Genomic DNA, 12,671 nt, shown 5'->3' on the forward strand with positions numbered 1-12,671 from the left:
AGGTCAGCGCTTCTGACCCGTTCTCCATCGGTCCGGCAAAATGACAACCAGCAGATAGACAATGATCGGAGTAGGCGCCCCGGTCAGTCCCCACAGACCCCAAAACCACGCCATCCTTCCTTTATCCCGCTTACGCGCATCGCGGAAAAGCCAGGTTCCCTGCAGCAGCAGCACAGCCGCGATACACGCCCACAGCCAATAAGGCACGTCCTGCAGCTCCTTCACTGTCCCCCATCCTCCCGTCGCAGTCTGAACCGTGTTACTGCATAGCCGCCGAGTGCAGCGAGGGGAAAGGCTGCCTGGAGTATCCAATAGATGACAGGTGCATTGCCCAGAACAGTCAAGATGATCATGAGCAGGAACAAAGCCACAAACCAAAACAGCAGCAGCTCCTTACGGCTCTGACGGCGCCGGCGAAGGGCTTCCGCGGCAAGAAACTGCTCCACTGCCGGCAAGGATGGCGGGGAGATATCGTCATACTGCGCATCCAGGCGATCAAGCCCGGCTGACAGCTTATTCAGCAGTTCCTGATCTATATCATTTCTCATCCTCTTTCAGCTCCTTTCGCAGTTGATGAAGACCTGCAGACACACGCGATTTAACAGTACCGGCAGCAGTCTCAACAATAATACCGATCTCCTCATAGCTATAGCCGTAATAATGTTTCAGCAATACAGCAACCCGCTGGGGTAAGGGCAGCCTGGAAAGCGCATCAAGCACTTCACTCCACTCCATATTGCGGCTCTCAAACCGCCAGCGGATGGCCGCCGCACCCTGCTCCTGGCGGAACCACTGCGTCTCCCGCTTCCAGCGCCGTTTACGGTCAATATATAACCGGGTAGCAATCGTGATCAGCCAGGAGGAGAACGAAGAGGACCCGTTATAAGTACCGATCTTCTCCATGCAGCGCACCATGGTATCCTGGGCAAGCTCTTCCGCCAGAGAGGGATCCATAGTAGCTTTGATTAAATATTTGAACAAGAAGGTATAATGTTCCCGCAGCAGCTCAGCCAGCGCCGAAGCATCACCCTGCTGCGCCCGCTTGATCAACTCCAGCGTCCCGTCGCTCATTGGCCCCTACATTCCCTTCTTCATTCATTCACATCTGTAATACGAACAGGTACAGCAAATCGTTCATTCACGATCCAGATCTTTTTGCAGCTCCCACAATCTGCGCCGCCAAGGCTGAATACTCCCGTGTCCGCCGGGAAAACTCCAGAAATACAATCTGCTCCGTGTCTTCTCTCCGCCTGAAGCATCATTAACAGCCGGGGGATAAAATACGATATCTTCAGCGCTCTCTACCGTTGTTTTCTGCTGCCCTTTATCCAGACGATAGTATATATCGTTCTTCAATGCTCTGCCTCCCATACGAAACAAAACCTATATAAACAAAAAAAGAACGCAAACCGGGATTAATTTCCGCAGTCTGCGTGCTTCGCGAGGTAAATGTTACATTTAATTAACAGTATTGTAGCAACTTTGTATCTTTCTGTCTATCTCTATTTTCCCGCTTTTTGTCGTTTAGTATAGAATTGCATCACTGCATAGGCACATAATGGTTGTTCTGCCGCTCGAAACCGATGGTCGTCCGCGGACCGTGTCCCGGGTACACCTTCACTTCTTCGTCCAGGCGGTAGAGCTTACCGCGGATGGAATCGATCAGATCCCGCTCGCGGCCTCCGGGCAGATCTGTGCGCCCTACACCGAGCTTAAACAGGACATCCCCGGAAAAGAGGTCATTCCCGCAAAGGAAGCTAACGCTTCCCGGCGAATGGCCCGGGGTGTGAAAGACACGGAAGCTGAGCCCGAGCAGCTTCAGGGTTTGACCCTCTGCAAGGTCATATTCCGCAGGTGCTGTACTTATCGGAGGGGAAGCATCCGGCCACATCAGCGAACCGTTCAGCTTGGGGCTGCCGAGCCATTCACTCTCCAAGGCATGTAAGTATACTGGGCAATTTTTCGCTTTGCGGATTTGATCCACACCGCCGATATGGTCAAAGTGGGCATGCGTCAGCAGGATCGCTTCGATGTCCATACCTTCTGTAGCACGCACAAGCGCAGCCGGATTCATGCCGGGGTCGATAATCACGCCGCGCTGCGGATCAGCTCCGGTTAACAGATAGGCATTGGTCTGGAGCGGACCCAGATTATAGGAACGAATATTCAGCATACAGATCAGAAGCCGGAAATCAGACTGCGCAGCTCTTTGGCAATAACTGCGTGTGACTCCGTTCCTTCCCCGTAGGCCTGCCCCATTGCCTTGCGTACCTCCGCGATTTTGCTCTCATAGTCGGCTGCTTCCCGGTCCGGGTTCTCCTGTTTGAAGGTGCGCATCAGTGACTGTACATGTTCCGGACGAGGCCCCCAGTGACCCAAAACATAACCGCCGGTATCGGCAAAAATGACAATAGGTACGGATCTTCCGCCCATGGTCAGAAAATCATCCATAACTTCCTGGTTTTCTTCCAGAATCAGCACTTCAGTCTTGATGCCCGCAGTCTCCAGAATCCGGAACACGACCGGCACATTGCGCACAACGTCCCCGCACCAGTCCGCAGCCAGGATAAGCACTCGTAGGTCATCGCGGTGGTTCAGGCTCTCGAAATATTCACGGTCTTCCCCGTTGTCCCAGGCAAATTTCTCGTACCAGGATTCAAAGGCCTGCTGATTTTTGGTCATGCTCTCTACGAACTGGCGCGGAGTCAGGCCCTTACCAAATTTATGAGCTACATTCTGTTTCATACTGCACTACCTTTCTTTTTGGATTTATACCATTTGAACAGGAAGTATACTACGATAATAGCAATTGCGGCCAGAATCAGCTCATGGGTATATTTAGCGGCGACCTCATCAATCGTCTCCCATTTATCGCCAAGGGTGTAGCCCAAATAAACAAAGAGGGTGCTCCACGGTAATACTGCAAGTGTTGTTAGCAAGGTAAATTTACCAAGCGGCATGCGTGAAATTCCGGCAGGCACTGAGATAGCGTGGCGGACAACCGGAATAAAGCGTGCGGTAAAAATAACACCCGTGCCGTACTTTTTGAACCATTCCTCGGAATGGTCGATATGTTTTTTCTTGATAAAAATGTACTTGCCGTACTTCTCCAGTACAGGCCTTCCGCCATAACGGCCGATCCAGTATACAAAAATCTGGGCAATTACACCGCCAACCGTACCAAAAAGAATCGCTCCAAAAAAATTAATATCACCTTGTGAAACCAGATAGCCGCCGTACGCGAGCACAATTTCACTCGGAATCACTTCAATCATCAGCCCGATCATAATCCCAAAATAGCCAAGACTTTGAATCCATTCAAACAAATGCGAGATCAGATCAGAAATAAAGTGCATATGCAGCTCCTCCTCCCGTTTTATACAGAGTTTATCCGGCTGAGAACCCGGCCTTCCTCTGCTCTATGTACCCAGCTTCTCCTAGCCTATTCTAGCATATGCAGGCTTACGACTTCTACTTGAGGCCAAGCTGCGGCTGCCGCCTGTGTCCCGGTCTTTAAAATACAGTGCTGAGCGGCAGTGACCGCGGATGATTAATGCGGAAGATACGGGGTCGGAGTCCTTGCCGGAATACGGCTCTTTTGATTGAATACATTCAGGTATTGACAGCTGATAAATTCAATGCGATTATACATTTAGATAATTATTTAAATATCGAAAGGTTGGATAGAGAATGAATGAATCCTTCAAGGCGCTCGCTGATCCAACCCGAAGACAGATTATCCGGCTGCTGCGTGAAAAGGACCGGACCGCCGGAGAAATCGCCGATTATTTTCAGATGACCAAACCCAGCATCTCGCATCACCTCAGTGCCCTGAAGCATGCAGGACTGATACAGGATGAGCGCAAGGGACAGTTTATCGTATATTCGCTCGATACGACTGTGCTTGAAGAGGTGCTCGGATGGTTCCTGGAATTAACCGGCACAGGGAAAAACAGTTCTGACAAGGAGGACTAGTATCATGAAGGATTTCAAATGGAAATGGCAGGACACGCTGATTGTGATTTTTGGAGGGCTCGCACTGGGTTATGCACTGATCAATTACAGCAAACTGCCCGCACAGCTTCCTTCCCATTTCAGCATCACCGGGGAGGTCAACTCCTACTGGCCCAAAGGCTCGATCATTGCTCTGGGGGCATTTATGGGCCTTATTTTTCCAATTGCTATGCAGTTCATCCGCCGGATTGACCCTAAGAGAGAGAACTACAGCAAATTTGAAAATGCTTATAAAATGATTCGCCTGGCTGTAGGGATACTGTTCGATGCCGTACTGGTGCTTTCTGTTGCCAAGGGTCTGAATGAGAATTTGGCGGCAGGTAAAATAGCTATCGCGGCTATCGGGGTGTTATTTATAGCACTCGGCAATTATATGCCGCAGATTAAAGATAACTATTTCACTGGCATCCGGACACCGTGGACGCTCGCAAGTCCTGAGGTGTGGCGGAAGACCCACCGGTTCTCCGGGTATATGTGGACGATCGGCGGGATCCTGATTGTGCTTGGTGCTTTTATGCCGAAGACCCTGTCTATCAGCCTGATTATCACAGCCCTGCTAATTGCGACTATTATTCCCTATGTTTACTCCTGGCTCATTGCCCGGCGGATGAAGGTATAACCGTGAGTTGCCTGTAATCGGCTGGAGCTTCATCTGATGTGTAAACCGCAGCAAGCAGCTGCTCCAGCTCCATATTCAGCTTATCCGACGACTCGGTATATTCGAACCGGCGGTCATTGTGCTGCCTGCCTTTACTACGCTCCTGTACTGCCAGCAGACGGTATTGCCTCAGTAGTTCCAACCCGGCAGATGCGCTGTCTGCAGCTCTCTGCCGGTCCCCCTTCACCAGATTACGCCGCCCCATCTCCAGCATGCCTGCTGCCGCATTTGCCCGTTTGGCAGCATTAAAGCCGTCAAGCTGCAGGCTTCTCCGCACCCAGTACAGCGCCTGTCCCGGATCAGCGCCTGCCATATACGCCTCCGCCAGTGCCCAATGTAAACCAGGGTCCTCCGGAGCATAGATCAGACTGCTCCGGAGCAGGTCTCTTCCCTGCACTCCCGGAAGCAGCCCCGCAAGAACCACAGCGGCCTTGGGATCCCGCGGATTCCATGCAAGGGATTGCCGGAGCAGCATGATCTGATCCGCAGGTTCAGCGGTGCGGACTGCCTGACTGTACAATCTTCCCCCCATCATCATTTGAAGAGAAAGCTGGCTGAACCCCAGACAAATACAGATTAGGATTAGCCGCAGCCCCGCCCGCTTCAGCATCAGGATGCCGCGAAAATGGGATCGGTTAGAGGCGGGATGTAAGATGGCTGATGACGCAGCAGAGGCAGCGGTTAAGCGCTGAAGGGATTCGGCATGCACCATCGCCAGCAGTAAAAACAGCAGCAGCCAGCTCAGGCCGTAGCTCCAGTCGAAATCGGCCGCCGCATGCAGGACGATCACCAGCAGCGGAGGCAGCAGCCTTGGGGCGTCCCTGCCTGTCATCCAGACCGCTGCCAGCAGCAAGAGCAGCAGAACAGCAACACCTGCGATTCCGAGGTTCAACAGGAAGTCGAGATAACCGCTATGCACCTGGCTGCCTACATAGGGGCGGGACTGGGCAGCGAGGTATGCGCTGTGCCACGTCTCTCCCCCCTGCCCCAGCCAGGGCGCTTCCCCCGCGAGCTTCCAGGCATCGCGGTACATCAGACCTCGAGCGTTGACCGTCGCAGACGGTCCGCTGATCCGCTCGCACAGCTGGCCGAGGACGGCGCTGCCGGCCGCCGTCCAGAGCGCCGCCGCCAGCAGCAGCGCGGCGCGGTTCCCGCCCGCCGCACGCCGGCTGCGGCGGCACAGCCACAGGCCGGCCAGCAGTGCGCCGGCCCAGCACCCGGCCAGCTGCAGCAGGCCGGGCAAGGGCTCTACCGCCAGCCCGGCGCGGGCCAGCTGGCGGTAGAGCAGCGCCGCGGCGGCTACGGGCGCGGCGCCGGCGGCAAGAAGCGGCGCGGCCAGCCGCCGCTTCCAGAGCAGGGCTGCGGCGGCCGCGCAGGCCGCAGCCAGCACCGCGCCGCGCGACTCGCTGAGCAGCAGCGCGGCGGCGTACGGGAACAGAGGCAGCATGCGCAGCGGCTGCCTCGCGGCACGGAACACGCGGTGCTCCCCGCGCGAGCAATAACGCGCCGTTGCATCACCGGCGGCGAGTGCAAACATCCGCTCCAGCAGAAAAATTGCCATCAAGGCGCCAAAGGCGTTCGGGTACTGGAGCAGCCCGCCCAGTCTGGCCCCCGTCGCACTGATTTCTGGCGATGCCGTATAGGCAACAGCATAGCGCAGCGGCAGTCCGCCGCACACAGTCAGCAGAGCACTGAGACTGACTGTTATGCCCAGCCCGTGCCAGACTGCTGCCAGCAGCCGGGATCCACAGCGGGTTCCCGCGCACAGAAAAGCAGCAAGGGCGAAGCTGGAATAGAGTCCCCACCGCAGCAGCTCATTGACAGTGCCTTGCACGGATAAAGGGCTTCGCAGTAAATGAACGGCATACAGGACAAGGATCAGCAACGGACCACCCAGTATGATTTTCACCGCGGTCCCGCCGCTTTTGTATCCTCCATTGATATAGATTGAGCTAGCGGCAACAGCAGCACTCAGTACAAACCATACGGCCAGCAAGCCATACATCTCCCGGGCAAAAAACATCCCGCGCAGCAGACAAGCCGCCGCTGCGGCTGTTGTCACCAGTATCCCGCTCCCCCAAGCCGCAACAACCTGCAGCCGTCCCATACCCTTATAACTCATCTCATTACTCCCGGATATCCAAGTTGCTATAAGTATTTCCAGATTCACCCTAAAGCAACAACAAGCGTAGAAAAAAAACCTGCACACAAACAAACAGGACCGCTGCCCCGCCTGGAGGCATGCTGTCCTGTACGTTATTATGCGATATTATCATCAACCGCTTATACATGACCGTCACGCTGTTCCGGCAGTCTTCAGCTTTGAACCGCAGTCTCTGCAGGCAGCAGGTCGGCGCAGACACGTTCAAGGTAAGGTTTGGCCCCCAGAAAATCGCGGAATGCGCTGTATTCACGCCATTTGGCGGCATTGTCGCCGCCGGTGCTTTTGACGGCACGGATAAGGATATTCTTCGGGGTATGTTCCATATCGATGAATTCCAGCAGCTGGCTGCGGTAGCCCATAAGGTCCAGCAGTTTGGCCCGGATGGCATCGGTGGCCAGCGCCGAGAAGCGCTCCTTCAGAATTCCATGCGAGAGCAGCGGACTAAGCACATCATTCTCAATCTGGTTAAACAGCTCATGCTGGCAGCACGGTACAGAGAGGATAACCGATGCGCCCCAGCGGACCGCTTTTTCCAGAGCTGCATCCGTTGCTGTATCACAGGCATGCAGCGTTACGACCATATCCACCTGATCCAGCTCATTGTAATCAGCAATATCGCCTACCAGGAAGCGCAGCTGACTGTAGCCAAGCTTAGCTGCAAGCTGGCTGCAGTGCTCAATCACATCCGCTTTGAGGTCAAGGCCGACAATATTCAGCTCCCGCCGCTCGCGGACAGCCAGATAATGATATAGCGCAAACGTGAGATAAGATTTGCCGCAGCCAAAATCAACAATCGTCAGCGGCCGTCCGGCCGGCAGATCGGCCAGCACATCCTCAACCATCTCCAGGAAGCGGTTGATCTGGCGGAACTTGTCGTACTTCTTGGCGAGCACCTTGCCTTCGCTGTTCATAATGCCCAGCTCGACCAGGAACGGCACCGGCTCCCCCTCATCCAGCACATACTGTTTCTTGCGGTTATGGGCTAAATCAGGCGCCTCCTGCTTACTGGCTGACTTTGTCAGGATCGAAACCTTGTATTTTTTGCTGATCAGCACCTGGTAGTCCGCTTCCACGGTACACAGCAGCGCCTGGCGGAATGTTGCCCGCAGCAGCGACATCATTTCTTCGGCAGCTTCCTCCGCAGGAATATTCCGGTGCTCAACCTTCGGTCCGGTATAGTAGGCAAACTGATAATGCAGCTTCCCTTTAAGCTCAACGGGTTTGACCTGCACCTTGGTGTAGGTCACCTCACCTTTGCTGCGCAGCTGACTTAAGGTTGCCGTAATTAAGGTGCGGCTGTTAATCACCTGCACTATTAATGTATTTAAAGATTCCACAGGGTACATCTCACTTTCGCAATTAAAAATGAAGAGCAGGCTCTCCTTAATATTCTTATATTATAGCATGCCCGGTGTGCTTAGAGCAGATTCGTCTCCTGCCTGGCGGCAGCAGTGAGCTTCTCCCACTCGGCCTGCCCCTGTCTTACTTCAGCCAGCGGCAGCCCGCCAAGCTCCAAAGCCTCCGGTGCCGTGAGCAGCAGACGGCCGTAGAGCTCATGCCCTTCTGCCGCAACATCTTCGCCCTGCTCCCACAACCGGTACAAACTGTCTTCCGCCTTGGCATAGCGGCCAACAGATTCCAGATACGATAGCAGCAGCCATTCTGTTTTGACCGGAAGCCGGTAAGCCTCAACTTCATTCAGAAGCTCATCGATTTCCTGCGTCATATGCATCAGATCCCGGTCGGCCCCATGAAGGTCAGCGTACAGAAACAGATGCAGTGACCGCATTGACCGGAACAGCGCCGCTTCGGTATTTCCTGTTGCCGCATAAATGCCGCCTTCCTCCTTGAGCAGCCTGGCCACACCCTGGAGCTTGTCGGACTCAATGATGCCGCCTAACCGGTACATATCAATAATATCCTCTACGGATAAGGAGTTTAACAGACGGGAGTTCAGGCGGAAATGCCGGCCCAGCAGCTCATCTACTTCCCATAAGGCTTCTGTTGTTTTCTTTTCCTGCTTCAGCGCAAACACTTTGGCCACCATGGCCGTCATATCCTCAATCATCCGGACGATATAATCTCTTCGGAACATCCTGTACACCCTCCCCGAGGCTGCGTCCTGTGCATATTACCCAAACTAGTCGCAGTTGCCAGATTATTAGATTGCCTTAAAATCATCTTAAACCATTCTATCCTTGTGCGCCACCGAACGTCCCATAGGTCGATAAGCATCATCGTAAGGAAAATTGAAATCATTGACAGAAAAAGAACGCTGCCGATATAATGGGTTTAATCTAACCGATCTGAATTACAGATCGAACTATTATATAGATCGTATGGATTTAACAAATCTAGATTAGCGGATAAGGAGCGTTTTTATGAAAAAGGAAGATCCAAAGATTGAGCAAACACAGGAGCACCAGGAGTCCGAACAGCCGTATGATCGTATCCTGCCTCCACTCTCCATAACAGACGAGCAGAACAAACTGCTGGAAAGCGCACTGCGGATCAAAATCATGCATGCGCTCGCGGATGAGCCGCTAACCTCCAAACAGGTAGCCGAGAAGCTGCACAAAACCCCCGGCAACATCCACTACCATATTATCAAGCTGTTTGAAGGCGGATTGCTGGAGCTAGTCCGCACGGAAGCCGCCGGAGGGGTCATTCAGAAGTTTTACCGCTCCAAGGGGACCTTCTTCCATTCCGAGAACTTTAGGGGCTTTCAGTTCCGCACTGAAGACAAGATTGAGCATTTCACCACCCGGCTGACCTTATCCTCCGCGGAACTAGCCGCTTTTCAGCGGGAGCTCATGCAGGTGATCACCACCTGGGAGTCCAAGATTACCCAGGGTGATGAGTATGGCGTGGAGTTCGTCATCGGGCGCTTGCCTCATACAAATTCTCCATCTGAACCGGAGGTGAGTCCCTGAATGAATCCGGTAACCGCAACCAAACCTGCCAGCCGCAATCCCTTGCGGCACTTTGCAGCTCTGTTTGCGAATTCGCGTGCTTTCTCCTACTTGTGGCTGGGAAATCTGATTTCCTTCCTGGGCAGCTCGGTGACTATGGTGATTCTGCCTGTTCTTGTCTATTCCATGACCGGCTCCACGAAGACGATGGGCTTCGTAATGGCCTTATATATGCTGCCTAATGTAATTATGCTGCCTATATCCGGTCATATTGTGGACCGCTACGACCGGATCAAGATTATGATAACGGCCGATATTGCCCGCTTCGTTATTATGGTTGCAATCGCTGTATTCTCATTGACCGGTATATTAAGCATACCGCTGCTGTACGTATTCATGGGATTCTACGGCCTGCTTGACGGCCTCTTCCGGCCTGCATATTCTGCGACCCAGGCTACTGTGTTCACAGCCGATATCCGCATTGCAGCCAATTCACTGACCCAGATGAGTACTCAGACCGTCCGGCTGATCGGCCCTTCTCTCGGCGGGCTGCTTGTCACTCATTTGTCTGCAGGTATCGGCTTCGGGATTGATGCATTTACCTATGTAATCTCCCTCTACTGCCTGATCTATCTTCGCAAAGCACTGATGCTGAGACTGCAGCCGAAACACTCTGCTGACTCCATCCGTAACCTTGAAGCAGCTGCAGCCCCGGCCGCTGCCCCTAACTGGAAGGAGGATTTCAAAGAAGGCATTGCTGTGCTGCGCAGCCATCCCTGGCTCTGGATCACCATTATTACCTTCTCCTTCTTCAATATTTGTTATGCCGGAGTCACCAGCATCCTTATTCCCTGGCTGTTCAAGGTCCACCACGGCTGGGCACCTTATGTATACGGACTTGCCGTCACCTGTTCCGGTGCCGGAGCCATTATAGCAGGGCTGCTATACAGTCTGCGCAAGAAATGGACCCATCGGGGCATTATGGCCTACGGTGGAGTAATCTTAAGCTGTCTCGCCCTGTTCTTGATGCCATTTATTCCGAATGCAGCGGCGGCTATCGCCTTATTCGCGGTAGAGGGTTTCGGCCTGATGATCTTTGGCCTAATCTGGGAAATCAGCCTGCAGGAGCTCGTTCCGCAGGAAGCCTTCGGGCGTGTAGCCAGTCTTGATCTGCTGGGCTCCTTCGCCCTACTGCCGGTCGGCTACATTACAGTCGGGTGGCTGGCTGATCTTATCGGCGGCATTCCAACTATTGCGATCTTCTCAGGGCTTGGCTTGCTCTGTGCTGCCTTTGTACTCAGCATTCCGGCAATCCGCAAGTTTCAATAGAATATTTGCTGATAACCGCCAATCTCGCCAAAAAAACCGAGCAGTAATTCCCCGTCAAAGGAGAATTTACTGCTCGGTTCATTTTCTGGACTTAACCCTTATTTCTTGGTTACCGGTGCATGAACAAAGTCTTTGATGACCTCTGCCAGACGTTCCGGTGCTTCATACATACTCATGTGCCCTACCCCGGAAATGGTCGCCTTGGTTATGTTAGCCTTGTCCGACGTAAAGGTTCGTTCAGCCGGTACCAGGGTATCTTCTGCACCGGCTACGAGCAGCACCGGTAGTGCTGTTGCAGAGATCACGTCACGGCGGTCCGGGCGTTCCCGCATCGCCAGAGCGGCACCTGCTGCACCTTGCGGCGGTGTCTTGTAGCCGATTTCTTTAGCCCGTTCCAGCAGCTGCGGCGCTGCTCCCGGGGCAAACAATCCGGGTACCAGACTATCCACAAAGGCAGTAATTCCTTCGTTCTGAATGGTGCTGACACTTTTCAGGCGTTTCTCCTTCGCCTCGTCGCTATCCGGGTAGCCCGTGGAGTGAATCAGCCCGAACCCTTTCAGGCGGGAGCCATGGCGCTGCGCAAAGGATAGTGTAATATAGCCGCCCAGAGAATGACCCAGCAGATATACATTTGGAATTTCCAGCGCATTCAGCAAGGAAAGAACATCATCTGCCATCTGATCAATGCTGTATGCACCCAGCGGAGCATCCGATGCTCCATGACCGCGCAGATCGGGAGCAATGACCCGGTAGCTGCTGCTCAGGAACGGAATGACCTGCTCGAAATACGCAGAGCTTCCACAGAAGCCGTGCAGCAGTACAATGACTTCGCCCTGCCCTTGATCACTGTAACAAATATTACTTCCTTCACAACGAACATTTTCCATGACGGCTTCCTTCTTTCTATGTAGTAACTCAATCCGCATTGAGCTTATCTTAATTATTAATCAGATCACATCAACTTGAAACGAGCCCGAAGCCTTTAGCCGCAGCCAGGGCAATCTGCTCAGCCATGACCATTACCCGGTGCAGCGGTGTCGTCTGCAGCGTCCGGTAAGGTCGGGGACCATTCACATCAACAATGGCAGCGAGACTGTAGTTCCCTACTTCAGGCAGGTTTAGACCTACTGACTGTGCCGGACGCAGCGGCTGACTGGCAGCAAAATAAAAGCCGAGTGCAGCCGGCGGGCCCAGGCAAGCATCAATGGCTATAATAAGCTGCCCCTCCGGGATCTCCGCCATTCTCCTGATAAGATTATCCGCATCACAGGGTGCCGGCATTGTGCCGATGACATGCGGAAAACCATACTCCAGCAGCCTGCTGCCGGTCAAGGGACCCAGGGCATCTCCTGTGGACCGGTCCGTCCCGATACACAGAAAGGTGATATTCTCAGCCGAATGCCGGGCTGCGATCTCCTGGAAGAAGGCACTCAGCTTGCCTGCATCCATTTTGATCCGTTTTCTGCTTTCCTGCTCTCTGATTGCCACCTCTCTAGCCCCCTTCTCATAATGATATCTGCGGTTAATTCCCTTTAATTTAACATGATTTCAGATGGCAGACAAAAAAATGGTGTTTCCTTGCGCAGTCATGATA

16 protein-coding genes are annotated in these 12,671 nt (G+C 53.6%); 4 read left to right on the forward strand and 12 right to left on the reverse strand.

Translation table 11 applies throughout. The annotated features are described in order from the left end of the window. Positions 1-3: 3 nt before the first annotated feature. The 7 genes from JRJ22_RS25270 to JRJ22_RS25300 form a co-directional block, all read right to left on the reverse strand. Positions 4-225, reverse strand: coding sequence for a hypothetical protein (locus JRJ22_RS25270; RefSeq protein ID WP_054943421.1), 222 nt, complete (start codon positions 223-225; stop codon positions 4-6). After that, positions 222-548, reverse strand: a complete 327-nt coding sequence (locus tag JRJ22_RS25275; protein ID WP_206102035.1) for a YxlC family protein — start codon at positions 546-548, stop codon at positions 222-224. Before JRJ22_RS25275 ends, JRJ22_RS25270 begins: the two co-directional genes overlap by 4 nt. After that, complete coding sequence (sigY, locus tag JRJ22_RS25280) at positions 538-1,071, reverse strand: RNA polymerase sigma factor SigY (RefSeq protein WP_206102036.1); 534 nt, start codon at positions 1,069-1,071, stop codon at positions 538-540. The genes JRJ22_RS25275 and sigY overlap by 11 nt, the downstream gene beginning before the upstream one ends. Positions 1,072-1,134: 63 nt before the next feature. Then, positions 1,135-1,356 carry a hypothetical protein gene (locus JRJ22_RS25285; protein WP_206102037.1) on the reverse strand — a complete coding sequence of 74 codons (222 nt, stop codon included), beginning with the start codon at positions 1,354-1,356 and terminating at the stop codon, positions 1,135-1,137. A gap of 184 nt (positions 1,357-1,540) precedes the next feature. After that, a complete protein-coding gene (locus JRJ22_RS25290; RefSeq protein WP_206102038.1) occupies positions 1,541-2,173 on the reverse strand; it encodes an MBL fold metallo-hydrolase in 633 nt (210 codons plus the stop codon). A gap of 5 nt (positions 2,174-2,178) precedes the next feature. Further along, positions 2,179-2,745, reverse strand: a complete 567-nt coding sequence (locus tag JRJ22_RS25295) for a thioredoxin family protein (protein WP_206102039.1) — start codon at positions 2,743-2,745, stop codon at positions 2,179-2,181. Continuing rightward, on the reverse strand, positions 2,742-3,356 hold the full coding sequence (locus JRJ22_RS25300) for an undecaprenyl phosphate transporter UptA (protein ID WP_206102040.1): 615 nt from the start codon (positions 3,354-3,356) through the stop codon (positions 2,742-2,744). Before JRJ22_RS25300 ends, JRJ22_RS25295 begins: the two co-directional genes overlap by 4 nt. Positions 3,357-3,690: 334 nt before the next feature. Between JRJ22_RS25300 and JRJ22_RS25305 the strand changes: the two genes are divergently transcribed. After that, positions 3,691-3,975, forward strand: a complete 285-nt coding sequence (locus JRJ22_RS25305; protein ID WP_206102041.1) for an autorepressor SdpR family transcription factor — start codon at positions 3,691-3,693, stop codon at positions 3,973-3,975. A gap of 4 nt (positions 3,976-3,979) precedes the next feature. Continuing rightward, positions 3,980-4,633 (forward strand): SdpI family protein, encoded by a 654-nt coding sequence (locus tag JRJ22_RS25310; RefSeq protein ID WP_206102042.1) that lies wholly within the window; start codon positions 3,980-3,982, stop codon positions 4,631-4,633. Here JRJ22_RS25310 and JRJ22_RS25315 read toward each other — a convergent pair. The 3 genes from JRJ22_RS25315 to JRJ22_RS25325 all read right to left on the reverse strand — a co-directional run bounded on the left by JRJ22_RS25315 (position 4,608) and on the right by JRJ22_RS25325 (position 8,931). Then, positions 4,608-6,794 (reverse strand): O-antigen ligase family protein, encoded by a 2,187-nt coding sequence (locus JRJ22_RS25315; RefSeq protein ID WP_206102043.1) that lies wholly within the window; start codon positions 6,792-6,794, stop codon positions 4,608-4,610. The genes JRJ22_RS25310 and JRJ22_RS25315 overlap by 26 nt on opposite strands. Before the next feature lie 194 nt (positions 6,795-6,988). Continuing rightward, positions 6,989-8,182 carry a class I SAM-dependent methyltransferase gene (locus JRJ22_RS25320; RefSeq protein WP_206102044.1) on the reverse strand — a complete coding sequence of 398 codons (1,194 nt, stop codon included), beginning with the start codon at positions 8,180-8,182 and terminating at the stop codon, positions 6,989-6,991. 71 nt (positions 8,183-8,253) lie between these two features. Continuing rightward, positions 8,254-8,931 (reverse strand): DUF6483 family protein, encoded by a 678-nt coding sequence (locus tag JRJ22_RS25325; RefSeq protein ID WP_206102045.1) that lies wholly within the window; start codon positions 8,929-8,931, stop codon positions 8,254-8,256. 286 nt (positions 8,932-9,217) lie between these two features. On the opposite strand from JRJ22_RS25325, the gene JRJ22_RS25330 reads away from it, so the two are divergent. Both JRJ22_RS25330 and JRJ22_RS25335 read left to right on the forward strand, forming a co-directional pair. Continuing rightward, complete coding sequence (locus JRJ22_RS25330) at positions 9,218-9,769, forward strand: winged helix-turn-helix domain-containing protein (RefSeq protein ID WP_206102046.1); 552 nt, start codon at positions 9,218-9,220, stop codon at positions 9,767-9,769. Beyond that, positions 9,770-11,077, forward strand: coding sequence for an MFS transporter (locus tag JRJ22_RS25335; protein ID WP_206102047.1), 1,308 nt, complete (start codon positions 9,770-9,772; stop codon positions 11,075-11,077). Between the two features lie 98 nt (positions 11,078-11,175). On the opposite strand, the gene JRJ22_RS25340 is transcribed toward JRJ22_RS25335, so the two are convergent. Together JRJ22_RS25340 and yyaC are read right to left on the reverse strand one after the other, a co-directional pair. Further along, a complete protein-coding gene (locus tag JRJ22_RS25340) occupies positions 11,176-11,964 on the reverse strand; it encodes an alpha/beta fold hydrolase (RefSeq protein ID WP_206102048.1) in 789 nt (262 codons plus the stop codon). Positions 11,965-12,034: 70 nt separating this feature from the next. Then, positions 12,035-12,565: a spore protease YyaC gene (gene yyaC, locus JRJ22_RS25345; protein WP_232380953.1), complete on the reverse strand. Its 531-nt coding sequence runs from the start codon at positions 12,563-12,565 to the stop codon at positions 12,035-12,037. Between the last annotated feature and the right edge of the window lie 106 nt (positions 12,566-12,671).

It is taken from the genome of Paenibacillus tianjinensis (genome assembly GCF_017086365.1).
GTDB classification, from domain to species: domain Bacteria; phylum Bacillota; class Bacilli; order Paenibacillales; family Paenibacillaceae; genus Paenibacillus_AQ; species Paenibacillus_AQ tianjinensis.